Here is a 25,350-nt window from a genome sequence, read left to right as displayed (position 1 = left end):
CACTATGACGATCGGCGAATCACCTCGGTTCCCGGCATCCCGAATCCATTCCGATCCGCAAACTCCGTCCCGTCCCCGTCGGGCTTCGTCCCGTTCCCGTCCCTGACGGCACCGGCATTCGACTCCGGCCCCACCAGAAGTCGAGACGTCCAAGAAGACCATGGACATGTCCGCCTGTCTGGACCGCCCCCGGGCGGAGCGCCGGCCGGTCGGGAATCTCCCAAGGAGGGGGCATGCAGGGAACGTTCCAACGCTCGACGACGTTGCACGGGCTTTTCGAGGAACGCGTACGCGAAGTGCCGGGTGGCATCGCGCTCGAACTCGACGGCGTCCGCGTCACCTACGGTGAACTCGACCGCCGCGCCGACGGGATCGCGCACCATCTGCGCACCGAGTTCGACGTGCGGCCGGACGACCGCGTCGCCGTGGTCGTGCGGGACCCGATCGGCGCCGTCACGGCCATGCTCGCGATCCTCAAGGCCGGTGGGGCCTACGTCCCGTTGGACCCGGACCATCCGCCGGCGGCCGTGCAGGCGGCACTGGATGTCTCGGGAGCGGTCGCCGCGGTGATCGACTCGTCGTGTGCGTCGGGGCTGGCGTTCTTCGGCGGCGGGGTGTTCATCGTCGACGTGATGGGTGACGGCCTCGAAGCACCCGCCGACGGCCTCGAACCGGCGGCCGGCCCGTCGGATCTCGCGTATGTGATGCATACGTCCGGCAGCACCGGCCGGCCCAAGGCCGTCGCGGTCGAGCATCGCGCCATCGTCGACACGGTGATCTGGCGCAACCGCTACTACGGCTTCGGGCCCGGTCGGGCGACGCTGGCGATCCCAAGGCCGTTCTTCGACAGCTCCGTCGCGGACATCTTCTGCGCCCTCACCTCGGGATCGCGTCTGGTCCTCGTGTCCAACGAGCGGGTCACCGACCGGCCCCATCTGCTCGAACTGATCGAGAACCGCGGCATATCGCACTTCCTCATCACCCCCGCGCTCTACCGGCGCCTGCTGGACGGCGTGACCGGCGAGGCTCCGGCGTCCCTGCAGTCGGTCACGGTGGCCGGGGAGGGATTCGGCACCGAACTCGTCGCCCAGCACTACGACCGTTTCCCGCACGTCCAGCTCTACAACGAGTACGGGCCGTCCGAGAACGCGGTGTGCTCGACCGTCCACCCTCTGCGCGCCTCCGACACCGAGGTGCTCATCGGCTCGGCCATCGACAACACGTACACGCTGGTCATGGACGAGCACGGTGCGCCCGTCGGTCCCGGTGGCACGGGCGAACTCCTGCTGGGCGGACCCCGGCTGGCCCGCGGCTACCTCGGCGATCCCGAGCTGACCGCCGAGAAGTTCGTCGAGGGCGTCCCCGCGGCCGGAGAACGGCGGCGGTTCTACCGCTCGGGGGACTTCGTACGGGTCCACGACAACGGCGCCCTCCAGTTCGTCGGACGCCGGGACCGCCAGGTGAAGATCCGCGGACGCCGGGTCGAACTCGAGCACGTGGCCCAGCGGCTGACGGACGACCCGGCCGTGGACGAGGCGTTCGTGATCCTCGCCCCCGGAGAGCCGCCGCGGCTTCTGGCCTTCGTGGTCGGCCCTGCCGCCGGCGACGCGGAGCGCGTACGCACCGCCGCCCGGGACCGGCTGCCGGCCCACATGGTGCCCGCCGCGGTCCTCCCGGTCGGCGAGCTGCCCCTCACCCGGAACGGGAAGGTCGACCAGCGGGCCCTGCTGGCACTGTACGAGGAGACCCTCCCGCGGAGCGGACCGTCGTCGACCGGCCTCTCCTCCACCGAGGCCCCGCTGCTGGCCCTGTGGCGCGAGCTGCTGCCGCACGCGGCCATCACTCCCGAGGCGAGCCTGTTCGAGCTCGGCGGGGACTCGCTCACGCTGATGTCGCTCCTGGAGGCGGCCGAGAAGGAGACGGGCGTCCGGATCGACCTGACCGACGTGTACGGCGGATTCAGTCTCCGCCGGATGGCAGAGCTGATCGAACAGCAACAAGGGAGCGTGGCATGACCGCGATCGAGACACCTGACACCCCTCCGGCGTTCCCGCCGGTGGACTACGACGTCGTCATCGCCGGTGGCGGCCTGGCCGGGTTGTGCCTGGCCAAGCAGCTCAGGGACGCCCACCCCCAGCAGACCGTGCTCGTGTGCGAGCGCAGTACGACGCCTCTGCCGGTGTCGGCGTTCAAGGTCGGCGAGTCCACCGTCGAGGTCGGCGCCCACTACTTCGCCGAGGACATCGGGCTGCGCGACTACCTGGAGAGCGAGCATCTGGAGAAGCTCGGACTGCGCTACTTCTACGGCGGGACGCCGGACTTCCCCGACGAGAGCGAGTTCGGCGTCTCCCAGTTCCTCCCGGCCAAGTCCTACCAGCTCAACCGGGGAACGCTGGAGGAGCATCTGCGCAAGGTCGCCGTCGAGGCGGGGGCCGAGCTCGTCGAAGGCGTCTTCGTGGAGGACATCCTCCTCGGGGAGTCCGGCGCACCGCATCGCGTCGTGTACCGGACCGAGGGCGACGAGAGCGGGGCGACGCGCACCATCACCTGCCGCTGGACCATCGACGCGACCGGCCGGCGCCGCATCATCCAGCGCAAGCTCGGGCTGGAGAAGCGGTACCCCCGGCGGCACAACTCCGTCTGGTTCCGCCTGGACGGCCGTCTCGACATCGACGAGGCCGTCGGACGGGACCGTACGGACTGGCACGACCGGGTGATCGGACCTCGGTGGCACTCGACGAACCACCTGATGTTCGAAGGCGGTTGGGTGTGGCTCATTCCCCTGGCCCCCGACCACACCAGCGTGGGCATCGTGGTCGCCGACCATCTGCACCCGATCGGGTCCATGAACCGGATCGACAAGGCCCTCGACTTCGTGGCCGAGCGGCTGCCCGCGCTCGACGCCCCGATGCGTGAAATGTCCGTGCTCGACTTCCGGGTCCTGCGCGACTACAGCCACTCCTCGCAGCAGGTCTTCTCCGGCGACCGGTGGGCGTGCATCGGCGAGGCGGCCGTCTTCGCCGACCCCTACTACTCGGTCGGGTCCAACCTGATCGCCTACGCCAACGGGTTCGTCACGAAGATGGTGGGCGACGACGCTGAGGGACGGCTCGACGGCGACTTCGTCGACTACGCCAACCGCTGGTTCCTGTCCCTGGCGGAGGGGCTGACCAACAACATCCAGCTGTCCTACCCCTTCCACCACCGGCCCGTGATCATGGCGCTCAAGACGCTGTGGGACTACTACGTCGGATGGGCCTTCTCCGACCCGCAGTACTACCAGCGGACCTTCCTCAACAAGGCGGCCAGCACGGCGATCAGCGGCCTGGGCGCCCAGGCCGTGGCGACCCAGAACAGCATCATGCGGCTCTTCTCCGACTGGTCCGCCCGCTACCGCGGCACGTTCACCCTCGACTTCCTCGACTACATCGAGGACGTCCCCACCCTCACCCGCCTCTTCGTCCAGAACCTGCCGGGCGCCGAGCCCCAGCCGTTCACGGCCACGCTGGCCAGCATCCGTGACGGCCTCGACCGCATCGAGGAACTGGCCCACGTCATCTTCCACATGGCTCTGGAGGACGTCCTGCCCGAGCACGCCGAGGAGGTCCGCGAGCACGGCTGGCTGAACGTCGCGGCGATGAGCCTCGACCCCGAACGATGGGAGCGGGACGGTCTGTTCACGCCCAGGAGCAAGCCTCGCCCGGAGACGCTGAAGGAACTCGACGCGGAGATGAGGGCGTTGTTCCGCACCGCACCCTGACCAACCGTGGGCTCCGAGGACTGACGGTCATGGGCTCCCAGATCATGGTGAGCCTTGCGTCCACAGGCGTCGCGGCGTTGGCGGTCGCCGCGACGCCTGGTGACGACGCTGCTCTCCCTGCGCGCACAGCGGGAGAACACACGCGCCACGCTCGAAGCTCAGGAGCGGCTGTCCACCGCACAGGAACGGGCGCTCCCAGAGCGGGCGCACGCGCAGGACTTGCGGGACAACCCCTCGGGCTCGTCGTCACGGACGGCCCACGCACTCCCAGGTTCGTCACCTGGAGGGAGTGGTCAGCCGCGGGGAGTTGTCCGGGAACTCCCCCAGAATTGTCCGTGATCCGTAACGGACGCATCCCATGGTCACGTTCCCTCGTCCTGCCTGTTGGTCGCGAGATGACCAAGGACCGGCGAGGAACTGCGCGAGAGTGGGGCGGGCATGGGAAGACACGGCGACGGGCGGGGCTGGTACGGCAAGGTCGCCGGGGCGGCTCTCGGGGTGACGGTGCTGGCCGCCGGCGCCTCGGCGTGGACGGCGCAGGCCGGCGACGTGGGCGGTTCGTCGCCGCGGGCGGAGAGTTCCGCGACGCCGGGCGCCGAGGTGAAGCCGGTCGCGGTGAGCATCGTGCACGCCTCCGACGCGGGGGCGCACGGCGTCAACATCACCATCGACGACGGCCCCGACCCCGTGTGGACGCCTCAGGTCCTCGACGTACTGCGGGAGTACGGCGTGAAGGCCACGTTCTGCATGGTGGGAACGCAGGCGCAGGCCCACCCGGACCTCGTGAAGCAGGTGGTCGCGGCCGGACACCGGCTGTGCGACCACTCGGTGTCGCACGACACCACCATGGACACCCGGTCCCAGACCTATCAGTCGCAGCAGATCCTCGACGCCGAACGGATGATCACCGAGGCGTCGGGGGGCGTACGGCCGATGTACTACCGGGCCCCCGGCGGCGCCTTCACCCCGCACAGCCGCAAGCTCGCCGCCTCGCGAGGCATGCGCCCGCTGGGCTGGAACGTGGACACCAAGGACTTCGAGCGGCCGGGTGCCGACGCCATCGTCGCCACCGTCGAGCGGGAGCTGCCCAACGGGCCGACGCTGCTGTTCCACGACGCCGGCGGCGACCGCTCCCAGACCGTCGAGGCGCTGCGCCGGATCCTGCCCTCGCTCAAGGCGCAGGGCTACTCCTTCGGCTTCCCCGTGCGTTGAGCCCCGGCCGCGAGAGGACCAGGGCCCGGTCAGCGATTCACTGCTCCGTTCGAGTGGTGCGTTCCGGGCCCCGGTCGTAGCGTCGGGAACGGGACATCCGTCGGCGAGCGGCAGCGGGGAACGGCCATGCACATACGCGCACTCACCACGCTGGGCACGCTCTGCGCCGTCGCCGTCCTCGCCACCGCCGCGGGCACGGCGCCCGTGACCCGGCCGGCTCCGGCACCCACCGAGCACAGCCCTCAGCAGCGCACCGGTCTTCCGGTCCTGGTCGACTGCCTGTGGCATCCGCACGTGCGTCCGTCGGACTTCATGCTCGCCTGCGGTGACGGCAACAGCCGGCTCGCCTCGCTGTCCTGGTCCCGGTGGGATGCGGAGACGGCGCGGGCCGAGGGGGTGAACTGGGTCAACGACTGCAAGCCGTACTGCGCTGCCGGCCGTTTCCACGCGTACCCGGTGACCGTGCGGCTCGACGATCCGCAGCCCTGGAAGAAGCGGCCCGGGCTCTCGCGCTACTCCCGGATCACCCTCGAGTACGCCGACAGCCGCCCAGAGCAGTTCTCGCAGACCGTGTCCTATCCCCTCTGGGACTGAGGGCCGCCCGTCACCGACACCGCCGCCTCAACGGGCCGCCCCTACCGGTCGGCGGTGACCTGCTCGGCCGGTGCGCCCGACGACGTGATCACCTCCGAGTGCCGGCCGCCCCGGTCCAGGAAGCCGCCCATGAACGCCAGCCCCAGCCCCGCCACGCCCAGGGCCGCACCCACCAGAACCGGCGAGGCCCAGCCCCAGCCCGCCGAGATGGCGAGGCCGCCGAGCCAGGCGCCGCCCGCGTTGGCCAGGTTGAAGGCGGAGTGGTTGGAGGCCGCGGCCATGGTCGGGGCGTCCTTCGCCTTGGCCATCAGCAGCATCTGAACCGGCGTGGTGATGAGCGCGCCCATCGCGCCGATGACAGTGATCGTCACCAGGGCGGGCACGGTGCTGTGGACCGCGAAGTAGAACGCCACCAGCGCCGCGGACATCAGCGCGAGCCCCGCGTACAGCGTCGGGCGCAGGGCGCGGTCCGTGAGCGGGCCCGCGAGCAGCGTGCCGAGGGTCATGCCGACGCCGTACAGCGCGAGGACCAGGGTGGTCGAGGAGTCGCTCAGGCCAGTCACGTTCGTCAGCATGGGCACGAGGTAGCTGTAGACGGCGAAGAACCCGCCGAATCCCACGACCGCCGTGGCCAGGCCGATGACCACCTGCTTGTTGGCCATCGCGCGCAGTTCGTGCCGGACGCCGGACTGCTCGCCCCGGGGCTGGTGGGGGACGAAGACGGCCAGCGCGGCGAGGGCGACGAGGCCAATGACGGCGACCGCGACATAGGCCGCCCGCCAGCCCAGCTGCTGACCGAGGGCGGTGCCGGCCGGGACGCCGACGATGTTGGCGACGGTCAGGCCGAGGAACACCCTCGACACCGCGCGTGCAGCCCGGTCGGGGGCGACCAGACGGGAGGCGACGACCGCGCCCACGCCGAAGAGCGCGCCGTGCGGCAGGCCGGCCAGGAAACGGGCCGCGAAGAGCAGACCGAAGTCGGGGGCGAGCGCGGACGCCACGTTGCCGATGACGAACAGCCCGGACAGAAGCAGCAGGAGCTTCTTGTGGGGGATGCGCGCGCCGATGCCGGTCAGCACCGGAGCACCGACGACGACACCCAGCGCGTAGGCGGAGACGACATTGCCTGCTTGCGGCACGGACACGTCGATTCCGTCAGCGATCTGGGGCAGGAGCCCCATCGTGACGAACTCGGTCGTGCCGATGCCGAAAGCGACAACGGCCAGGGCCAGTAGAGCCAGGGGCATGGCGCAGGGGAACCTTTCGGAGCGGCGGTGCGGCAGGAATGCGGGAGCGGTGGGTCGCGGCCGCGGTGTCGCGGCTCTCGGTGGCCCGTCGCGCCTGGCATCGTCGCCCGGCGCCCCCCAGGGCATGGCAAGCCCGTAACAAGTGCAGCAGTGAAACGGATCCGGGCATTCCAAGATCCCGGCCCGCTCGCCATGATCCACGTCACATCGGAACGACGATCCCCCGCTGTCGTCCCCCTGCCGCCCGCCCGCCGACAGCCAGGCGCCGCCCGCTGATAAAATGGGGGCACGCTTCGACATCACCGGGGCCCGTACCAGGAGGTACGGGCCCCGGGCCGTTCCGGGGCGACCGATCAGGAAGGTTCCCCATGAACGCGAAGCCGTCGGCCTCCGGACTCTCCCCGTCCTTCGAGGCGCTCGGGCTGCCGCCGGAGCTGACGGAGGCGATGGCCGGCCTCGGGGTGACGGAGCCCTTCCCGATCCAGGCGGCCACCCTGCCCGACGCGCTGGCCGGCCGCGATGTCCTCGGTCGGGCGCGGACCGGCTCCGGCAAGACCCTGGCGTTCGGGCTGGCGCTTCTCGTCCGCCTCGCGGGCCTGCGGGCGGAGCCGAAGCGGCCGCTCGCCCTGGTGCTGGTGCCGACGCGGGAGCTCGCCCAGCAGGTGAGCGACGCGCTGACCCCGTACGCGCAGACGCTGAAGATGCGTCTTGCGACGGCGGTCGGCGGGCTGTCGATCAACCGGCAGCAGGCGGCGCTGCGGGCCGGGGCCGAGGTGCTGGTCGCCACTCCGGGGCGGCTGACCGACCTGGTGTCGCGGCGGGACTGTCACCTGGACCAGGTGCGGATCACCGTGCTGGACGAGGCGGACCAGATGTGCGACCTGGGATTCCTGCCGCAGGTCACAGAGCTCCTGGACCAGGTGCGTCCCGACGGTCAGCGGCTGCTGTTCTCGGCGACGCTCGACCGCAACGTCGACCAGCTGGTGCGCGGCTATCTGCACGACCCGGTGACCGCGTCGGTCGACCCCGCGGCGGGTTCGGTCGCCACGATGGAGCACCACGTGCTGAACATCCATCCCGCGGACAAGTACGCGACCGCGACCGAGATCGCCGCACGCGACGGCCGGGTGCTGATGTTCCTGGACACCAAGGCCGGCGTGGACCAGTTCACCCGCCACCTGCGGGCCAGCGGCGTACGCGCCGCCGCCCTGCACAGCGGGAAGTCGCAGCCTCAGCGTACGCACACACTCGGTCAGTTCAAGGACGGCGAGATCACCGTGCTGGTGGCCACCAACGTCGCGGCGCGGGGCATCCACATCGACACGCTCGACCTCGTGGTCAACGTCGATCCGCCGGACGACGCCAAGGACTATCTGCACCGTGGTGGTCGGACGGCACGTGCCGGGGAGTCCGGGCGCGTGGTCACCCTGGTCACTCCCGGCCAGCGACGCGATGTGAACCGGATGATGTCCGAGGCCGGGATCCGGCCGACGGTGACACAAGTGCGGTCCGGTGAGGCGAAGCTGACCGACATCACCGGTGCGAAGCGCCCGCCGGCCGGGACGAGCGGCAGCACCGGCAACATCCCCTTCCGCGGCCTCGGCGCCCGTACGGGGCGTCCCGCGAAGGAGTCCCGCAAGGCGGCCGAGGCCCGCAAGGTCGCGGAAGCCCGTGCGGCTGCCCGGGTACGCAAGGGCCGCTGAGGCCGCTTCCGGGAAGGCACCGCCGACGATGCCGTGCGTCAGTCGCGGTGCGCTCCCGACAACGCCTCGGAGATCATCCGGGCGGCGAAGTCGTGGTCGTCGGTGAGCCGGTTGATGTGCTCCGCGAGCAGCAGGGCGGTGGCCTCCAGGGCGTTCATCTCGTCCGCGGACCACTCGCCGTACTGCCGGCGCCACAGACTGGGACTCAGACCGGTGCCGGCCGCGATGACCAGACCGGCCATGGTGGGGATGGCCTCGGGACGGACGCTCTTGGGCATCATGCGCAGCGAGGCGACGAAACTGGGCACCACGTACTCGATGACGTCCCTGTCGTGGTCCTCGTACGCCAGCCGCAGCCACTGCATGAACATGTAGATGAGGGTGCACGTGCCGTCCACCACATCCTCGACCTCCGTCGGCCCCAGGGATGCGATGAAGTCCTCGACCAGTCGCTGCCCTTCGGGATCCGTCCCGGACGACTTGCCGTCGTAAACGGCTTTGAGCCGGGAGTCGACCATCAGGAGCGCCGTGCCCACATCACCGGCGGGGGCGTACTTGGGGTCGCAGGGCGATGACACAGGAGTCCTCCTCGGGCGGGCCTGGAGTAACCCAGCGTGTTCATACGGTAACCCAGCGAATGGTCGCCGGTCCGGCGAATCCCGTTACGGCAGGTCCACGTCGGCCAGCACGATGTGGTGGTCCGAGTACTCGCTGGGATGCACGCTGTGGTCCTGCGAGGTGATCCCGCGCAGGAAGGTGTAGTCGAACCTGCTCTGCCAGTCGGTGGTCGGCACACAGGTGCCGGTGGACGTGGGATGGCACTGCGGGTCGGCATCCGCGGCCAGGGCCCAGACAGGGCTGAGTTCGGCAGCGGCGGGTACGGCGTTGAAGTCGCCGAGCACGATGGCGCGTTCGTGCCGGGCGATCTCCTTGGCGAGTACGGCGGCCTGGTCCGCCCGGACCGCTTCCTGCCGTCGTTCGGCGAGATGGGTGTTGAAGACCCGGACCGACTCGCCGCCGACCTCGGTGGTCACCGCCATGTACCCGCGGTCCTCGGAGCCTCCGTCGGGGAATTCGGGGCTGATGACGTCCGTCATCGGCGCCGCCGAGAGGATCGCCTCGCCGAAGCCTCCCGGATTCCACGGCGCCCCTCCGCAGCGGCCCCAGTTCTGCAGAACCGCCCCGTACTCGACGTGGTAGACCAGCCCGTAGAAGCGCTCCAGATAGTCCCGGATGCTCTCCACGTCGCGGACACACGCTTCCTGCAGACCGATGACCTGGGGCGCGTACGTGGCGATCTCCGCCGCCCGGTCGGCGTTGCTGACCTCGCAGGGGTTGCAGATGTTCCACGTCATGACCCGGTTCGACACGACGTCCTCGGCGGCGTCGACGGGAAGTGATCTGCCGAACGGGCCACCGCCCGGTCCGCCCGGGCCGCCGAGCAGCAGCCAGGCCACGATCGCGGCACCCGCGAGCAATCGCGCGCCCCTTCCGAACACCGTCGCCTCCTCATGGCGGATCCACACGGCATCTGACGTCCCCCACCACGAGGTTAAGCGAACACAAATGCCGGCAGCGCACACCTGCTCCCCGCCGGGCCCGGTTTCCCCGGTCGCGCAAGGGCCTGCCCTCACCGGCTTCTTCGCGTCATCCCGGTCGCGCCGGGTGGCCCACCCGGGACCGGGATGCGTAGCGTGCCCGCAGGGTGTCGTCTGCGCCGACGGGGGTGTCATGGGGCGTCGCGAGCGACCGCTGGACCCGGCCGAGGGTCCGGTCGCGCAATTCGCTCACGAGTTACGGAAGTTACGGCAGGCGGCGGGGGGCCTCACCTACCGCGCCATGGCCGGGCGGGCGCATTACTCGGCGGCGACCCTCGCGCAGGCGGCGGCCGGGGACCGGATGCCGTCGCTGGCCGTGGTCCTGGCGTACGTCGGTGCATGCGGCGGGGACGTGCGGATGTGGGAGGAACGCTGGCGACAGGCGGTGCGGGAGGCCGACGAGGACGCGCCGGCCCCCGAGGAGGGCGGGGAGCCGCCGTACAAGGGGCTGGCCCGGTTCGATGCGCGCGATCACGAGCGGTTCTTCGGGCGTGACCGTCTCGTCGGTCAACTCCTCGAACTCGTCGACGGCAAGGGGCTGGTGGTGCTGGCGGGCGCCTCGGGCAGCGGGAAGTCCTCGCTCCTGCGCGCCGGGCTCCTCCCCCGTCTCCAGCAGCGGGAACCGGGGCCGACCCGTCCGGGGGCGATCCGGATCCTCACCCCCGGGACCAGTCCGGCCCGGGACCACGCCGGGCTCCTCGACCCGCGGACCGCCCCGGCCGGCACGCTGATCGTGGTGGACCAGTTCGAGGAGTGCTTCACGCTGTGCACGGATCCGGCCGAGCGCGCTCGCTTCCTCGACCTGCTGTACGACGCCGTACGGCCCGAACACGGCATCCGGGTCGTCGCCGCCGTACGGGCGGACTTCTACGGTCATCTCGCGCAGCACCGTTCGTTCGCCGAGGCCGCCCAGCGCGCCACCCTGCTGCTGTCGCCCATGACCGCGGAGGAGCTGCGGGACGCCGTGGTCAGACCGGCCGCGCTCGGGGGTCTGGTCGTGGAGCGGGCGCTGACCGCGCGGATCGTCGGGGAGGTGACCGACGAACCGGGGGGCCTGCCGCTCATGTCGCACGCGCTGCTGGAGACCTGGCGGCGACGCAAGGGCCGGGTGCTGACCGAGGCCGCCTACGACGCGGCCGGCGGGATACGCGGTGCCATCGCCCGCACCGCGGAGGACCTCTTCGACCGTCTCACCGAGGAACAGGCGGAAACGGCCCGTCATGTGCTGCTGCGGCTGGTCACGCCCGGCCGGGGCAGCCAGGACACCCGGCGCCCCGCCACCCGCGGGGAGATCGCCGATCTCGGCACCGGCAGCGCGGCCGACCGGGCCCTCGTCCTCGAACGCCTCGCGCGTGCCCGGCTCATCACCCTCGACGACGACACGGTGGACCTCGCCCACGAGGCGCTGCTGACCGCCTGGCCCCGCCTTCGCGCCTGGATCGACGACAACCGCGAACTCCTGGGCGTGCAGCGCCGGTTGGCCGAGGCCGCCGGCATCTGGGAGGAGCTCGGTCACGATCCCGGCGCGCTGTATCGCGGCACGCGTCTGACCACGGCCGAGGAGACCTTCGCCGCGGCGGGCCGAAGCCATCTCACCGCGCGCGAACGGCGATTCCTCACCGCCAGCGTCGAGGCCCGCGACGAGGAGCGGCGCAGAGCGGTCCGCACCACGCGCCGCCTGCGCGCCTTCCTCGGTGCGATGTCCGTGCTCACCGTCGTGGCCCTCGCCGCCACCGCCCTGGCGTTCACCCAGCAGCAGACGGCCGTACGCGCGCAGCAAGAGGCGCTCTCGCGCCAACTCGCCGCCCAGTCCACCGCCTTGTTCGACAGTGATCCGGACGTCGCCGCCCTGCTGGCCGTCCAGGCCTACCGGACCAGCCCCACCCGCGAGGCCACCGTCAGTCTGTACCAGGCCGCGGCCACGCCGTTGCGGCAACGCCTCGCGGGCTACAGCACAAGCGTGCGCTCCGTGGCCTTCAGCCCCGACGGCGCGACCTTGGCCGTTTCCGGGGACGCCGTGCAGTTGCGGGATCTGGCGACCGGCCGCAGCCGCGCCCTGGCCGTCGACGCACGGAGCGCGCTCTTCAGCCCCGACGGCCGAACGCTCGCCACCCTGGACCTCGACGGGGCGGTGCAGTTGTGGGATGTCCCCACCCGCCGCGCCCGCGCCACCGTGTCCGACGGCACGACGAAGTACGTGCTGTCGATGGCGTTCAGCCCGGACGGCGGCACCCTCGCCCTCAGCTGCAAGGACGGCACCGTGCTGTTGGGGGACACCAGGACCGGACGCGTCACGGCGACCCTGCGCGGACACACCGGGCCCGTGGAGGGGCTGGCGTTCGGTCCGGACGGCAGGACCCTGGTCAGCGGCGGCGACTCGGTACGCGTGTGGGACACCGTCACCGAGCGCCACCGTGCCACCTTCGCCCCGCACACCGGAGCGAAGGTGACGACGGTGGCGCTCAGCCCCGACGGCAGGACGGTCGCCGTCGGCGGCGACGACGGCATCGTGGGGTTACGGGACATCGCGACCAAGCGGGTCGTCGCCACGTTCACCGGACACACCTCGAGCGTGGACACGATGGCGTTCGGACCCGACGGCACGGTCCTCGCCACCGGGAGCCCGGACGGCACCGTACGCCTGTGGGGCACCGGCAGATCCACCCGCACCGTCCTCACGAGCCAGGGCACGGCGATCCGGTCGCTGGCCTTCAGCCCTGACGGCAAGACCCTGGCCACCGGGGGTGACGACAGCTCGGTACGGCTGTGGGACCTGAGGAGCCGGAGCAGAGGCAAGCCTGTGGGCATCCCCGGGGTCGTGCAGTCGATGGTGTTCGGGGACGACGGACGCACCCTCACCATGAGCAGCGACGACGGGACCGTGCAGCGGTGGAACATCGACGGCACGTCGGCCGACGGCTTCGACGCACTGCGCACGAGCACGAAGCTGGCCGGGGTCACCGACCGGATGCGTCCGATGGTCCTCAGCCCCGACGGCCGCAGGCTCGTCACCGGGGGCGACGACAGGACGGCGCGGGTGTGGGACGTGGGGACGGGCGAGGCGGAGATCAGCCTCACCGGCTATCCGGGGCCGGTGCGCGCGGCCGCGTTCAGTGCCGACGGCCGCACGCTGGCCACCGGCAGCCACCTGACGGCGACCGTGTGGCTCCGGGACATGGGCGACGGCCGTACCCGGGTCCATCGCCTGGCCGACGAGGAGAATCTGTCGTCACTGGTGTTCAGCCCCGACGGCCGCACCCTGGCCGTCGGCGGGCAGCAGGTGGTGCGGCTGCTGGACGTGCCCAGTGGACGCAGCCGCGTCGCGCTCAAGGAGACGAACACCGCGACGGTCTGGGAGGCGCGGACGATGGCGTTCAGTCCGGACGGTGCTCTCCTCGCCATCGGCGGCGACGACGGCGTCGTACGGCTGTGGGACATGGCCGCCGGGCGCCTGCGCCACACTCTCTCCGGGCGCGGGAGTCATCTCGAGACGGTGACCTTCAGCCGCGACGGCGAAACCCTCGCGACCGGCAGCGGCGACGGCACGGTACGGCTGTGGGACACGGCCACCGGCTACAACCGGGCCGCCATCGCCCTCCCCGACGAGACCTTCTCGGCGATGGCCCTCAGTCCCGACGGCACGGTCCTCGCCACCGCCGCGTCGACCGCACAGCTGTGGGACGCCACCCTCCTCGCCCCGGACGAGGCCATCCGCAAGATCTGCCGCGTCGTCCACCGGGACTTCACCGCCAAGGAGCGGGCACTGTATCTGCCCGACGAGGCCGGCTCCGGGCCTGTGTGCGCCGCGCGATGACGGAAGCTCCTCAAAAATTCTCGGCCGGTGATGTCGAGAACCCGCGCCCGGCTCCGTCCCCGGTGCGAGCGCGACCACAATGGGCCGCACCAGTACCGAGGAGAGCCACCATGGCCAAGTACCTGCTGCTGAAGCACTACCGAGGCGCACCGGCCGCGGTCAACGACGTGCCGATGGAACAGTGGACGCCGGAGGAGATCTCGGCGCATGTGCAGTACATGCGCGACTTCGCGGCCCGTCTGGAGCACAACGGTGAGTTCGTCGACAGCCAGGCGCTGGCGCCGGAGGGCACGTTCGTGCGGTACGACGGTGAGGGGCGCCCGCCGGTCACCGACGGGCCCTTCGCCGAGACCAAGGACCTGATCGCCGGGTGGATGGTGATCGACGTCGACACCTATGAGCGGGCCGTCGAGCTGGCCGGGGAGCTGTCGGCCGCCCCCGGGGCCGGCGGGAAGCCGATCCATGAGTGGCTCGAGCTGCGTCCGTTCCTCGGCGCGCACGACCACTGCGTCACGGAGTGACCTCATCGATGGACGAGGTCCTGCTCAGGAACCTCACGCCCAGTGTGCTCACTGTTCTCGTCCGCCGCGGAGCCGACTTCGCGGCGGCCGAGGACGCCGTGCAGGACGCGCTCGTCGAGGCGCTGCGCGTCTGGCCGTCCGACCCGCCGCGGGACGCGAAGGGCTGGCTGGTCACCGTGGCGTGGCGGAAGTTCCTCGACGCGACACGGGCGGACGTCGCCCGGCGCCGGCGGGAGGACCGCGTCGACGAAGAACCGGTGCCCGGGCCCGCGCCCTCGGCGGACGACACGCTCCAGCTCTACTTCCTGTGCGCCCATCCGTCGCTGACGCCGTCGTCCGCGGTCGCGCTCACGCTGCGCGCGGTCGGCGGGTTGACCACACGCCAGATCGCCCAGGCCCATCTGGTGCCCGAGGCGACGATGGCGCAGCGCATCAGCCGGGCCAAGCGCACGGTCTCCGGCGTACGGTTCGACCAGATAGGCGATGTCGCCACCGTGCTGCGGGTGCTCTACCTCGTCTTCAACGAGGGCTACTCCGGCGACGTCGACCTCGCCGCCGAGGCCATCCGGCTCACCCGGCAGCTCGCCGCCGGGATCGACCACCCCGAGGTGGCCGGACTGCTCGCCCTGATGCTGCTCCATCACGCCCGGCGCGCCGCCCGTACCGCACCGGACGGCAGCCTGGTGCCGCTCGCCGAACAGGACCGCGGTCAGTGGGACACCGGGCTGATCGCCGAGGGCATCGAGATCCTGCAGGCGGCGCTCGCCCGTGACCGGCTGGGCGAGTTCCAGGCCCAGGCCGCCGTCGCCGCCCTCCATGCGGACGCACCCACCGCCGGGGAGACCGACTGGGTGCAGATCGTCGAGTGGTACGACGAACTCGCGCGCCTGACCGACAGCGCGGTCGTCCGCCTCAACCGCGCGGTCGCCGTGGGCGAGGCCGACGGACCGCGCGCCGGCCTCGCGGAACTCGCGAAGCTGGACGACACGCTGCCCCGCCACACCGCGGTGGCGGCCTACCTCCACGAACGCGACGGCGAACTGGCGACGGCGGCCCGGCTCTACGCCGAGGCGGCCCGCAAGGCGCCCAATCTCCCCGAGCGCGACCATCTGACCCGCCAGGCCGCCCGGCTCAACTCCCGTGGGAAGAAGTGAGGGTGCGCCCGCCGGTTCGGTGGGCGGGCCGTGGCGCAGCCCGCCGGCCAGTGCGAGGGTGCTGTCGGCCGGCGCTGTGACCGCACCGGCCGCACCGCAGGATCAACCCTGCGCGTCCGTTGCCTTCAGCCCTGCGAACGCCAGGACTTCGGGGACCGCTGCGCGCAGGCTCGGAAAGTGGCGGTGCACGCCCGGCACCGCGCAAGCCGCGTTGACGCCCCACACCGTCATACCGGCCCGCAGTCCCGCCTCCACACCGGACGGCGCGTCCTCGACGACCAGGCAGTCCTCGGGACGGGTACCGAGCAGCTCGGCGGCCCGGAGATAGGGCACCGGCGAGGGCTTGCCCTCATGCACCGCGGCGGCGTCCACGACGACCGGTGGGACCGGCAGGCCCGTACGCGCGAACCGTCCCCGGACCCGGTGCTCGTAGTTGGAGGTCACCAGCGCCCAGGCCTGCCTGGGCAGGGCGTTCAGCAGTTCCACCGCGCCGTCGAAGGCCGTGTAGACGCCGGAACGGACGTCGTCGTCCTCCAGTTCGTGCAGGACGGCCAGGCATTGCCGCGGATCCCGGTCCGGTACGACCTGGGCGAAGGTCTCCAACGGCCGGGTGCGCAACGCCACCCGGTAGACCTCCTCGGCGTCCAGTCCGTAGCGGCCCGCCCAGGTTTCCCAGACCCGGCGCTGATTGTCCACGGCGTCGATCAACGTACCGTCGACGTCGAAGAGGACGAACTTGCCGGGGCCGGGTACCTCACGCTCGTCAATCACGCCGTGATCATGCCAGGAGTCGCGGCGATCATGGCAGGATCCGCCCTCATGAGTATGGAACGAACGGACCGGCCCGTAGCCCTCGTCACCGGATCCACCTCGGGCATCGGAGAAGCCGTCGTCCGCAGATTCGCCGCGGACGGAACGCGGGTCGTCGTGCACTCGCGGAAGAGCGCGGACGCAGGCAGGGCGCTGGCGGCGGAGCTCGGCGGCACATATGTGCAGGCCGATCTCGAGGTCGAGGACGAGGCCCGCGCCCTGGTCGGGACGGCGCTGGAGCAGTACGGGCGACTGGACGTGCTGGTCAACAACGCGGGGATCAGCCGGCCCATCCCCCACGCCGATCTGGCCGCGGCCACCCCGGCGGACTGGCGCCGGGTGCTGGAGGTCAACCTGATCGCACCCTGGGTGCTGTGCACGGCGGCGCTCCCGGCGCTGCGCCGGGCGCCTGGAGGCGGCAGCGTCGTCAACATCACCAGCCATGCGGGGGTTCGCCCCAAGGGCTCGTCGGTGCCGTACGCCGCGAGCAAGGCCGCGCTCAATCATGTGACCCGGCTGCTCGCGGCCGCGCTCGCCCCCGACGTACGGGTGAACGCGATCGCCCCGGGCCTGGTCGACACGCCCATGACCAAGGACTGGGTCCAGGCCCACCGGCTGTGGCGGGAGCGTGCTCCGATGGGCCGGCCCGCGCGGCCCTCCGATGTCGCGGACCTGGTCGCCTCGGTCATCGGCTCCGCCTATCTCACCGGCGAGGTGATCCTCTTCGACGGCGGGCTCAACCTCACCTGACAAGGCGGACGCGCCGGGCGTCCGCGCGGCCGAAACCGGGCGGTATACGCCCGATGTCCCCCCGTTCCGCCCTGCGCGGGAGCACAGTGGAGGTATGGACGCAGACGACAGGAACATTCTGGCCCGGGGGCGCGTGGCGACCAGGCTTCCCGCCCAGGACCTGGAGCGGGCGCGGCGTTTCTACGCCGAGCAGCTCGGTCTGGAGCCCGTCGACGAACGGCCCGGCGGGCTGCTGTACCGGTGCGGCGGCACGGAGTTCGCCGTGTTCGCGTCGACGGGAGCCTCCGCCGGTGCCTTCACGCAGATGGGGTGGGAGGTCGACGACGTCGAGGCGGTCGTCGCCCAACTGAAGCTGCGGGGCGTGGTGTTCGAGGACGTCGACGTGCCCGGGTTCCGTACGAAGGACTCCATCGCCGAGATCGACGGGAACTATCCGAGCAAGGGCGCCCGCGGGGAACGCGCCGCCTGGTTCCGGGACAGTGAGGGAAATCTGCTCGGCATCGGCGAACCAGTCGTCTGAGTGGTCGTCTGAACGAGCCGGGTCCATGACGCGCCCCCAACAGGGCGCGCCTCTGCGGCCATTGACCCGACAGCGTCACGTTCGACTGGTCGGACATTGTTCGAAACCTCTTGACGCTGCCCCTCACCCCGTTTGACACTCTCGCAACACGACGTCACACAGCCGAAACGGCAGGGTGTCCAGGCCGCGGCCACCCCCGTCCACGGCTCGCTCCGCCATGCCTTTCCCTCCCCCCGTCAGCCATGCCTCAGCAGGGAAAACCCACATGCCGCACCTCGCACGTCCGCGCACCCGCGCGAGACGCCGGACGGGCCGTCTCGCCGGCCTGGCCGTCGCATCGCTGTTTCTGGGCCTCACCGCGCCCCTCGTCCCCGCACAGGCGGCGGACACCGCGGACATCACCGACGGACTGGCCCTCTGGTACAAGCTCGACGCGACCTCCGGCACCACCGTCGCCGACGCCTCCGGCAACGGCCGCGACGGCACGGTCAACGGCACCGCCGGCTGGACGGGCAACGGCCAGGGCCTCGCCTTCAACGGTTCGGACACCTACATCAAGGTGCCCGACAACGTCATGAAGGGCATGGACTCCATCAGCGTCTCCCTGGACGTGCTGATGGACGAGTCGCAAGCCGGCCCGTACTTCATCTACGGCTTCGGCAACACCAGCGGCGGCGCGGGCAACGGCTATCTCTTCGCCACCGGCAACTCGCTGCGCACCGCCGTCGCGTCGGGCAACTGGTCGACCGAGCAGAACACCCGGCCCACCGACTCGCACAACCTGGCCCGCTCGGTGTGGAAGCAGCTCACCTATACCCAGACCGGCACCACGGCCGTGCTGTACGAGGACGGCGTGGAGGTCGGCCGCAACACCTCGGTCACCATCACCCCGGGGTCGATCGGCTCGGGCACGACCACCGCCAACCACATAGGCAAGTCCGTCTACACCGACGACAAGCTCTTCAAGGGCAAGATCCGTGACTTCCGGGTCTACGACCGCGCCCTCGCCGCCTCCGAGGTCGAGCAGCTCTCGCTCCCCGTGGCCGAACAGGGCGTCGCCGCCGACCAGGCCGCCCTCACCCTGGGCGACACCAGCGCGGTGACCGCCGACCTGACCCTGCCGAGGACCGGCACGGCCGGCGGCTCCACCATCACCTGGGACAGCAGCGACCCCGGCGTGGTCTCGGACTCCGGCGCGGTGACCCGCCCCGCCGCCGGTGAGCCGGACGGCCACGCCACGCTGACAGCGACGCTGAGGAAGGGGCCCGTGAGCGCCACCAAGACCTTCGAGGTCACGGTCCTGCCCTCCTTCGACGACCGGACCGCCGTCGAGCGGGCCGCCGAGTCCCTCACGGTCCACAACCTCGACGACGTCCGCGGCAACCTCACGCTCCCGGCCGCGGGCGACTTCGGCACCGACGTCTCCTGGTCCTCCGCGAACGCCGACGTCGTCTCCGCCGAGGGCGTGGTCCACCGTCCCGCGCACGGCGACGGCGCCACCACCGTCGACCTGACCGCCACCGTCACCAAGGGCGAGGCGAGGACGACCCGCACCTTCACCGCGAAGGTCCCCGAACTCCCCGAGCAGCAAGCCCTCAAGGGCTACATGTTCAGCTACTTCACCGGCGAGGGCACCTCCGACGGCGAGCAGCTGTACGCCGCGCTCAGCAAGGGCAACGACCCGCTGAAGTGGCGGGAGTTGAACGACGGCAGGCCCGTCCTGACCTCCACGCTCGGTGAGCAGGGCCTGCGCGACCCGTTCATCATCCGCTCCCCCGAGGGCGACAAGTTCTACCAGATCGCCACCGACCTCAGGATCTACGGCAACGGCGACTGGGACGCCGCCCAGCGCACCGGCAGCAAGTCCATCATGGTCTGGGAGTCCACCGACCTGGTGAACTGGACGAACCAGCGCCTGGTGAAGGTCTCCCCCGACAGCGCGGGCAACACCTGGGCACCGGAGGCGTACTACGACGCCGACCTCGGCGAGTACGTCGTCTTCTGGGCATCGAAGCTCTACGACAACGAGGCGCACTCCGGCGACACGTACAACCGCATGATGTACGCGACGACCCGCGACTTCTACACCTTCAGCGAGCCCAAGGTCTGGGTCGACCGCGGCTACTCGGTCATCGACTCCACGGTCATCCGGCACGACGGCGAGTACTACCGCCTCTCCAAGGACGAGCGGAACAACACCTCCTCCACGCCCAACAGCAAGTTCATCTTCGAGGAGAAGAGCGACACGCTGCGCAACCTCTCCTGGACCGCGGTCGCCGAGGGCATCGGCAAGGGCGTGATGAGCGCCGCCGAGGGCCCGTTGGTGTTCAAGTCGAACACCGAGGAGAAGTGGTACGCGTTCCTCGACGAGTTCGGCGGGCGCGGCTACATCCCCTTCGAGACGACCGACCTGGACTCCGGGGTCTGGACCCCGTCCACCGGCTACGACCTTCCCTCCAGGCCCCGCCACGGCACGGTGCTCCCGGTCACCCAGGCCGAGTACGACCGGCTGCTGACGACCTACCAGCCGGACCAGATCATCACGAGCGCCGAGGACGTCGAGGTCGAGACGCGCATCGGTGACGCCCCGGTCCTGCCGGCCACCGTCATCGCCGGGTCGGCGGACGGTGTGAAGCGGCCCGTCGCCGTCACCTGGGAGGCCGTGGACGCCTCGCAGTACGCGCAGGCCGGCACCTTCACGGTCAAGGGCGACCTCGCGGGCGACTCGGCGATCGACGTCACCGCCGAGGTCACGGTCTCCGCCGAGGGCCCCGACGTCCCGGCCGACCTGCTCCTGCACTACGACTTCGACGAGACCGGCGGCAGCATCGCCCGCGACTCCAGCGGCCATGGCTACCACGGGACCTACGTCCGCACGCCCGACTTCGGGACCGGCGTCGAGGGCGGCTCGTTCAAGATGTCCGGCGGCAACAGCAGCTCCAGCTCGCCGTACGTCAAGATCCCGAACGGGGTCCTGAAGGACACGACCAGCGTCACCGTCTCCACATACGTCAAGTGGAAGGGCGGCGACAACTTCCAGTGGCTGTTCGGGCTCGGCCCCGACAACAACAAGTACCTGTTCGCCACCCCCTCCAACGGCGGCGGCAAGCTGTTCTCCGCGATCACCAAGGCCACCTGGTCCGGTGAGAAGCAGATGATCGGCGGCTCGCAGCTCACCCAGGGCGAGTGGAAGCACCTCACCGTCACCCTGAACGGCGCGACCGAGACGGCGGTCCTGTATGTGGACGGCGCCGAGGCGGCCCGCGTCAACGGTGTCACCGTCAAGCCGTCCGACCTGTACGACTCCGCCAAGGACCACTCCGGCTACATCGGCAGGTCCCTGTACTCCCCGGACCCGTACTTCGGCGGCGAGGTCGACGACTTCCGGATCTACAACCGGGCCCTGACCCCCGCCGAGGTCCTGGAACTCGCCGGCAACACCACCGGCATCGCCGCGGCCACCCACCCGGCGCTCAAGGTCGACGCGATCGTCGACGACAAGGACGGCAAGGTCGTCCTGCCGCTGACCGAGGGCAGTGATGTCACCGCCCTGGCACCGGAGTTCACCCTGGCCCACGGCGCGAGCATCAGCCCCGCCTCCGGCACCCTGCGCGACTTCACCGAGCCGGTGACGTACGAGGTCACGGGCTCGGACGGGAAGAAGCGCACCTGGACGGTGTCCGCGGTGATCATGAAGAGCCCGGTGCTGCCCGGCCTCAACGCGGACCCGAACATCGTCCGCTTCAACGACACCTTCTACATCTACCCGACGACCGACGGCTTCGAGGGCTGGAGCGGCACGCAGTTCAAGGCGTACTCCTCCACCGACCTGGTCCACTGGAAGGACCACGGCGTCATCCTCGACCTCGGGCCGGACGTCTCCTGGGCGGACAGCAGGGCCTGGGCGCCGACGATCGCCGAGAAGGACGGCAAGTACTACTTCTACTTCTGTGCCGACGCCAACATCGGTGTCGCGGTCTCCGACTCGCCCACCGGCCCCTTCAAGGACGCGCTCGGCAAGCCGCTGCTGAAGGCCGGTGACCACACGGGCCAGATGATCGACCCTGCCACCTTCACGGACGACGACGGCCGGACGTATCTGTACTGGGGCAACGGCAGGGCGTACGTCGTCCCGCTGGGCGACGACATGGTCTCCTTCGACGCCTCGAAGGTCACCGACATCACGCCGAGCGGCTACAACGAGGGCACCTTCGTCATCAAGCGCAAGGGCACCTACTACTTCATGTGGTCGGAGAACGACACACGTGACGAGAACTACCGGGTCGCCTACGCGACCGGCCCCTCCCCCACCGGCCCCTGGACCAAGCACGGCGTGATCCTGGAGAAGGACCTCTCGCTCGGCATCAAGGGCCCCGGCCACCACTCGGTGGTCCACGTCCCGAACACCGACGACTGGTACATCGCCTACCACCGGTTCGCGATCCCCGGCGGCGACGGCACACACCGCGAAACGACCATCGACAAGCTGGAGTTCGACGCCGACGGTCTGATCAAGAAGGTCGTGCCGACGCTGAGCAGCATCGACCCGGTCACCGTCGTGCACGCCGGCCCCGACGCCAAGGGCGGCGAGGGCGAGGCGATCCGGCTTCAGGGCACGCTCTCCGGTGCGGGCAGAGCGAAGTGGACGGTCGAGGAGGGGGCGCCCTGCACCTTCGCCGACGCCGGGTCGGCGGAAACGACGGTCACCTGCACCGACGACGGCACGTTCACGGTGACGCTGACCGGCGGCCGCAGCCGTGACACGGCGACCGTCGAGGTCGGCAACGCGGCGCCGGTCATCACCTCGGCCACGGGCCCGAAGTCCTCCGTGTCGGTGGGCAAGAAGGCAGTCGTCACGGCCGAGTTCACCGACCCCGGCTCCCGTGACACCCACACCTGCACGGTCGACTGGCAGGACGGCACCCAGCCGTCGGCCGGTACCGTCACCGCGTCCGGCTGCCGCGCGGAGCACAGCTACCGCAAGGCGGGCATCCACCGGCCGGTGATCACCGTCACCGACGACGAGGGCGCCACGGACAGCGAGAAGCTCCCCGAGCTGATCGTCTACGACCGTGCCGCCGGGCCCGCGCTCGGCGCCGGCATCCTCACCTCACCGGCCGGGGCCTTCCCCGCCGAGCCGCAGCTGACCGGCAAGGCCGGCTTCTTCTTCGCCGCCTCCTACCCGAAGTTCGCCACCGGCCCCGTCGGACAGCTCTCCTTCGACTACGGCCCGGCCAAGCTCAAGTTCCGTTCCACCGGCTCCGACTGGCTCGTGGTCACCGGCTCCCAGGCGGTGTACCAGGGCTCCGGAACGGTCAACGGCACCAGCGGCTACGCCTTCCGCGTCACCGCCACCGAGACCCCGGACACCTTCCACCTCAGGATCTGGAAGAAGTCCGGCGGAGACGTCGTCTACGACGACACCACCAGCTCGAAGATCACCGGGATGGTGACCATCGGCGACCGTCGGGAGTGAACCCCGGCCGGGCGAACCGGCCAAGCCTGTGGTCCCGGAGGCCGATGCCTGGGGGTGTTTCACCACCCCCAGGCATTCTCCTGCAGTTGATCGGCCAGGTCGTTCAAGTCGTCCGCGTGCAGGTCGAATCGGTCCGAGGGCGCGGGCGGGTCGCCCACCGGGCGGGCCACGTAGGCCGTGCGCAGGCCGACGCGCTGCGCTCCGCGCAGGTCCCAGGCGTGAGCGGCGACCATCAGAAGCCTCTCCGGCGGACTTCCGGTGACGGTGACGGCGAGTCGATAGACGGCCGGGTCCGGCTTGTAGGTGCGGGCGTACTCGGCGGACAGGGCCTGGTGCCAGCGCAGCCCGGCATGGGCGTTGAGCCCCAGCAGCGCCGTGCGGCTCGCGTTGGAGAGCCCGATCAGCGGGAATCGTTCGGCGAGCCGGGCGAGCCCTGCCACGGTGTCGGGCCACGGCGGGAGCCGGCGACCGGACTGAGCCAGCCTCGTCACCGCCTCCGGGTCGTCGACCCCGGCGGCGTCGGCGACGAGCCGTGCGGCCTCCAGGTCGAGGGTGTCGGTGGGGACGTAAGGCCGGATGCCTTCGACGATGCGGCGTTGCTCGCTCGCGATGTGCCCCTGCCACAAGGACAGAAGCCGCTCGATCCCCGACTCGTCGAGCCTCGGGCCGAGTTCACGGATTCCGGCACGGATCCCGGCGGGTTCGTCGACGAGGGTGCCGAGCACGTCGAACACGACGGCATCGGTCTCCGGCTCTGGCATGGCTGAGGTCTCCGGGTCGGGGGCGGGGCAGGCACACGAGAACAGCTGTCGGCCCAACGCGTCAGCCGCCACAGGTGATTCCCGGGACCACAGTAGCCATGCGCCGTCGTGCTTGAAGGCACCATCGGTGAGAACCGGCACCACCGGGCAGGCCTCGAGTTCGACGGCGATCGCCACGTCGGCGGCGAAGCCGCTCCGGGTCAGTTCGACGCCCGAGGAGCAGGCCCTCACGGCGGCCGCCACGTCAGGCGTTCCCGTGAAGCAGGTCCTCAAGCGCTGGACGCAGGGTTCCGTCCAGCCGGCGCTCTCCCGCACCGATCACCGCGACCGGGCGCTCCGGAGTGCCGTACCCCTGCCCGGCCAGCCAGGGCAGGACAAGCCATGGGGTGAACGGGGCCCGCCGTAGTCCCGCCGGGGACAGCGACCACGGTGACTCCGGGGTGGCGGCGCGTCGGCCCACGGCCAGCGCGGCCGCCGTCTCCTCACGCCAAGGGTGGGGAAAGACCTCGGTTCCCGCCTCCACCGCGACCGTCACGGACGTGCTGAACGACAGCACGTCCACCACCACGAGGCAGGCGGCACCCCGGGCCAGCTCCTGGGCACCGGACGGGCCCCACTCGAACCGCACCCCGTAGGTCTCCTGCCAGCACCAGTCGCTCATGGTGATCGAGTCTGGCAGCGCTCCGGCGAGAAGAGTCCGCTTCGGAGATCACGCGGCGCGGTCCGGCGCTCTCAGCTCACGGCCTTCTTCACCAGCGCGCTGATCCGGGCCTCGGTGTCGGCGGTCAGGTCCGTCAGGGCATAGGCGGTGGCGAACATGGCGCCGTCGTCGAGATTGGCCAGGTCGCTGAAGCCGAGGGTGGCGTAGCGGGACTTGAACTTCTGGGCGCTCTGGAAGAAGCAGACGACCTTGCCGTTCCTGGCGTAGGCGGGCATGCCGTACCAGAGCTTCGGGGCCAGTTCCGGGGCGCTGGACCTGACGATCTCGTGGAGGCGTTCGGCGAGGACGCGGTCCGCGTCCGGCATCTCGGCGATCTTCGCGAGCACGTCGGTCTCGGGGTCGGGCTTGGCCCCGCCGCGGCTCCGTCGCGCGGCCGTCTTGAGCTCCTTGGCGCGCTCCTTCATCGCGTCGCGTTCGTCGTCGGTGAACCCGTCGTACTTCTCGCCGGTCGTGCTGTCGCTCTTGCCGGATGCCTGCGCGTTCGTCATGGCGGATTCCCTCTCTTGCGAGCTCGATGGGGACAATCCCAGGTTAGGAATCCTCCGGCGCAGCGGCTTCTCCGAAACTGATCGGTCGAAGCCCGGGGGACCAGCTTCGGAAAGGAAAGCAGCGTTCGCCGGGATTGTCAGCCTCGATGCCGAAGTCGGGACGGGTGAGGGTGTTGATGTGCTGTCCCTGCCGTGCAGGCCGCCTGGCGTTACGGTGTTCC

Annotated in this window: 18 protein-coding genes; 11 read left to right on the top strand and 7 right to left on the bottom strand. The window is 70.7% G+C overall.

The window, feature by feature from the left end:
- The first annotated feature begins 233 nt into the window (after positions 1 to 233).
- The 4 genes from PH203_RS39500 to PH203_RS39485 all read left to right on the top strand — a co-directional run bounded on the left by PH203_RS39500 (position 234) and on the right by PH203_RS39485 (position 5,566).
- On the top strand, positions 234 to 2,015 hold the full coding sequence (locus tag PH203_RS39500; protein ID WP_289926679.1) for a non-ribosomal peptide synthetase: 1,782 nt from the start codon (positions 234 to 236) through the stop codon (positions 2,013 to 2,015).
- Positions 2,012 to 3,760, top strand: coding sequence for an NAD(P)/FAD-dependent oxidoreductase (locus tag PH203_RS39495; RefSeq protein WP_289926678.1), 1,749 nt, complete (start codon positions 2,012 to 2,014; stop codon positions 3,758 to 3,760). The genes PH203_RS39500 and PH203_RS39495 overlap by 4 nt, the downstream gene beginning before the upstream one ends.
- A 438-nt stretch (positions 3,761 to 4,198) precedes the next feature.
- The gene (locus PH203_RS39490; protein ID WP_289926677.1) at positions 4,199 to 4,972 is read left to right on the top strand and encodes a polysaccharide deacetylase family protein; all 774 of its coding nucleotides are present in this window, start codon (positions 4,199 to 4,201) and stop codon (positions 4,970 to 4,972) included.
- 126 nt (positions 4,973 to 5,098) lie between these two features.
- Positions 5,099 to 5,566 carry a hypothetical protein gene (locus tag PH203_RS39485; RefSeq protein ID WP_289926676.1) on the top strand — a complete coding sequence of 156 codons (468 nt, stop codon included), beginning with the start codon at positions 5,099 to 5,101 and terminating at the stop codon, positions 5,564 to 5,566.
- Positions 5,567 to 5,607: 41 nt separating this feature from the next.
- On the opposite strand, the gene PH203_RS39480 is transcribed toward PH203_RS39485, so the two are convergent.
- Positions 5,608 to 6,813, bottom strand: a complete 1,206-nt coding sequence (locus tag PH203_RS39480) for an MFS transporter (RefSeq protein ID WP_289926675.1) — start codon at positions 6,811 to 6,813, stop codon at positions 5,608 to 5,610.
- 368 nt (positions 6,814 to 7,181) lie between these two features.
- On the opposite strand from PH203_RS39480, the gene PH203_RS39475 reads away from it, so the two are divergent.
- Positions 7,182 to 8,516, top strand: coding sequence for a DEAD/DEAH box helicase (locus PH203_RS39475; RefSeq protein WP_289926673.1), 1,335 nt, complete (start codon positions 7,182 to 7,184; stop codon positions 8,514 to 8,516).
- 38 nt (positions 8,517 to 8,554) lie between these two features.
- On the opposite strand, the gene PH203_RS39470 is transcribed toward PH203_RS39475, so the two are convergent.
- Complete coding sequence (locus tag PH203_RS39470) at positions 8,555 to 9,094, bottom strand: hypothetical protein (RefSeq protein WP_289926672.1); 540 nt, start codon at positions 9,092 to 9,094, stop codon at positions 8,555 to 8,557.
- An 84-nt stretch (positions 9,095 to 9,178) separates the two neighbouring features.
- The gene (locus PH203_RS39465; protein WP_289926671.1) at positions 9,179 to 10,015 is read right to left on the bottom strand and encodes an endonuclease/exonuclease/phosphatase family protein; all 837 of its coding nucleotides are present in this window, start codon (positions 10,013 to 10,015) and stop codon (positions 9,179 to 9,181) included.
- Positions 10,016 to 10,247: 232 nt separating this feature from the next.
- Between PH203_RS39465 and PH203_RS39460 the strand changes: the two genes are divergently transcribed.
- The 3 genes from PH203_RS39460 to PH203_RS39450 all read left to right on the top strand — a co-directional run bounded on the left by PH203_RS39460 (position 10,248) and on the right by PH203_RS39450 (position 15,603).
- A complete protein-coding gene (locus PH203_RS39460; protein ID WP_289926670.1) occupies positions 10,248 to 13,928 on the top strand; it encodes a hypothetical protein in 3,681 nt (1,226 codons plus the stop codon).
- Between the two features lie 110 nt (positions 13,929 to 14,038).
- Positions 14,039 to 14,449 carry a YciI family protein gene (locus PH203_RS39455; protein ID WP_289926669.1) on the top strand — a complete coding sequence of 137 codons (411 nt, stop codon included), beginning with the start codon at positions 14,039 to 14,041 and terminating at the stop codon, positions 14,447 to 14,449.
- Between the two features lie 8 nt (positions 14,450 to 14,457).
- On the top strand, positions 14,458 to 15,603 hold the full coding sequence (locus PH203_RS39450; RefSeq protein WP_289926667.1) for a DUF6596 domain-containing protein: 1,146 nt from the start codon (positions 14,458 to 14,460) through the stop codon (positions 15,601 to 15,603).
- 102 nt (positions 15,604 to 15,705) lie between these two features.
- On the opposite strand, the gene PH203_RS39445 is transcribed toward PH203_RS39450, so the two are convergent.
- A complete protein-coding gene (locus PH203_RS39445; protein WP_289926666.1) occupies positions 15,706 to 16,374 on the bottom strand; it encodes an HAD-IA family hydrolase in 669 nt (222 codons plus the stop codon).
- A gap of 48 nt (positions 16,375 to 16,422) precedes the next feature.
- Between PH203_RS39445 and PH203_RS39440 the strand changes: the two genes are divergently transcribed.
- The 3 genes from PH203_RS39440 to PH203_RS39430 all read left to right on the top strand — a co-directional run bounded on the left by PH203_RS39440 (position 16,423) and on the right by PH203_RS39430 (position 23,159).
- Positions 16,423 to 17,163, top strand: a complete 741-nt coding sequence (locus PH203_RS39440) for an SDR family oxidoreductase (RefSeq protein ID WP_289926665.1) — start codon at positions 16,423 to 16,425, stop codon at positions 17,161 to 17,163.
- A gap of 94 nt (positions 17,164 to 17,257) precedes the next feature.
- Positions 17,258 to 17,683, top strand: a complete 426-nt coding sequence (locus PH203_RS39435) for a VOC family protein (RefSeq protein ID WP_289926663.1) — start codon at positions 17,258 to 17,260, stop codon at positions 17,681 to 17,683.
- Positions 17,684 to 17,948: 265 nt separating this feature from the next.
- Complete coding sequence (locus PH203_RS39430; RefSeq protein WP_289926662.1) at positions 17,949 to 23,159, top strand: family 43 glycosylhydrolase; 5,211 nt, start codon at positions 17,949 to 17,951, stop codon at positions 23,157 to 23,159.
- Between the two features lie 59 nt (positions 23,160 to 23,218).
- Here the strand turns inward: PH203_RS39430 and PH203_RS39425 are convergent, their stop codons facing one another.
- The 3 genes from PH203_RS39425 to PH203_RS39415 form a co-directional block, all read right to left on the bottom strand.
- A complete protein-coding gene (locus tag PH203_RS39425) occupies positions 23,219 to 23,920 on the bottom strand; it encodes a haloacid dehalogenase type II (RefSeq protein ID WP_289926833.1) in 702 nt (233 codons plus the stop codon).
- 244 nt (positions 23,921 to 24,164) lie between these two features.
- Entirely contained in the window at positions 24,165 to 24,581 is a 417-nt protein-coding gene (locus PH203_RS39420) for a hypothetical protein (protein ID WP_289926660.1), read from the bottom strand.
- Between the two features lie 71 nt (positions 24,582 to 24,652).
- Positions 24,653 to 25,129 carry a DUF1801 domain-containing protein gene (locus tag PH203_RS39415; protein WP_289926659.1) on the bottom strand — a complete coding sequence of 159 codons (477 nt, stop codon included), beginning with the start codon at positions 25,127 to 25,129 and terminating at the stop codon, positions 24,653 to 24,655.
- Positions 25,130 to 25,350: the final 221 nt, after the last annotated feature.

The organism is Streptomyces sp. S.PB5 (assembly GCF_030403745.1).
Taxonomy (GTDB): domain Bacteria; phylum Actinomycetota; class Actinomycetes; order Streptomycetales; family Streptomycetaceae; genus Streptomyces.
This window is presented reverse-complemented; position numbering and strand designations above follow the sequence as displayed.

Coding starts and splice junctions, on each gene's coding strand:
- PH203_RS39500 (WP_289926679.1), top strand. CDS start 234: ATGCAGGGAACGTTCCAACGCTCGACGACGTTGCACGGGCTTTTCGAG.
- PH203_RS39495 (WP_289926678.1), top strand. CDS start 2,012: ATGACCGCGATCGAGACACCTGACACCCCTCCGGCGTTCCCGCCGGTG.
- PH203_RS39490 (WP_289926677.1), top strand. CDS start 4,199: ATGGGAAGACACGGCGACGGGCGGGGCTGGTACGGCAAGGTCGCCGGG.
- PH203_RS39485 (WP_289926676.1), top strand. CDS start 5,099: ATGCACATACGCGCACTCACCACGCTGGGCACGCTCTGCGCCGTCGCC.
- PH203_RS39480 (WP_289926675.1), bottom strand. CDS start 6,813: ATGCCCCTGGCTCTACTGGCCCTGGCCGTTGTCGCTTTCGGCATCGGC.
- PH203_RS39475 (WP_289926673.1), top strand. CDS start 7,182: ATGAACGCGAAGCCGTCGGCCTCCGGACTCTCCCCGTCCTTCGAGGCG.
- PH203_RS39460 (WP_289926670.1), top strand. CDS start 10,248: ATGGGGCGTCGCGAGCGACCGCTGGACCCGGCCGAGGGTCCGGTCGCG.
- PH203_RS39455 (WP_289926669.1), top strand. CDS start 14,039: ATGGCCAAGTACCTGCTGCTGAAGCACTACCGAGGCGCACCGGCCGCG.
- PH203_RS39450 (WP_289926667.1), top strand. CDS start 14,458: ATGGACGAGGTCCTGCTCAGGAACCTCACGCCCAGTGTGCTCACTGTT.
- PH203_RS39440 (WP_289926665.1), top strand. CDS start 16,423: ATGAGTATGGAACGAACGGACCGGCCCGTAGCCCTCGTCACCGGATCC.
- PH203_RS39435 (WP_289926663.1), top strand. CDS start 17,258: ATGGACGCAGACGACAGGAACATTCTGGCCCGGGGGCGCGTGGCGACC.
- PH203_RS39430 (WP_289926662.1), top strand. CDS start 17,949: ATGCCGCACCTCGCACGTCCGCGCACCCGCGCGAGACGCCGGACGGGC.
- PH203_RS39425 (WP_289926833.1), bottom strand. CDS start 23,920: ATGCCAGAGCCGGAGACCGATGCCGTCGTGTTCGACGTGCTCGGCACC.
- PH203_RS39420 (WP_289926660.1), bottom strand. CDS start 24,581: ATGAGCGACTGGTGCTGGCAGGAGACCTACGGGGTGCGGTTCGAGTGG.
- PH203_RS39415 (WP_289926659.1), bottom strand. CDS start 25,129: ATGACGAACGCGCAGGCATCCGGCAAGAGCGACAGCACGACCGGCGAG.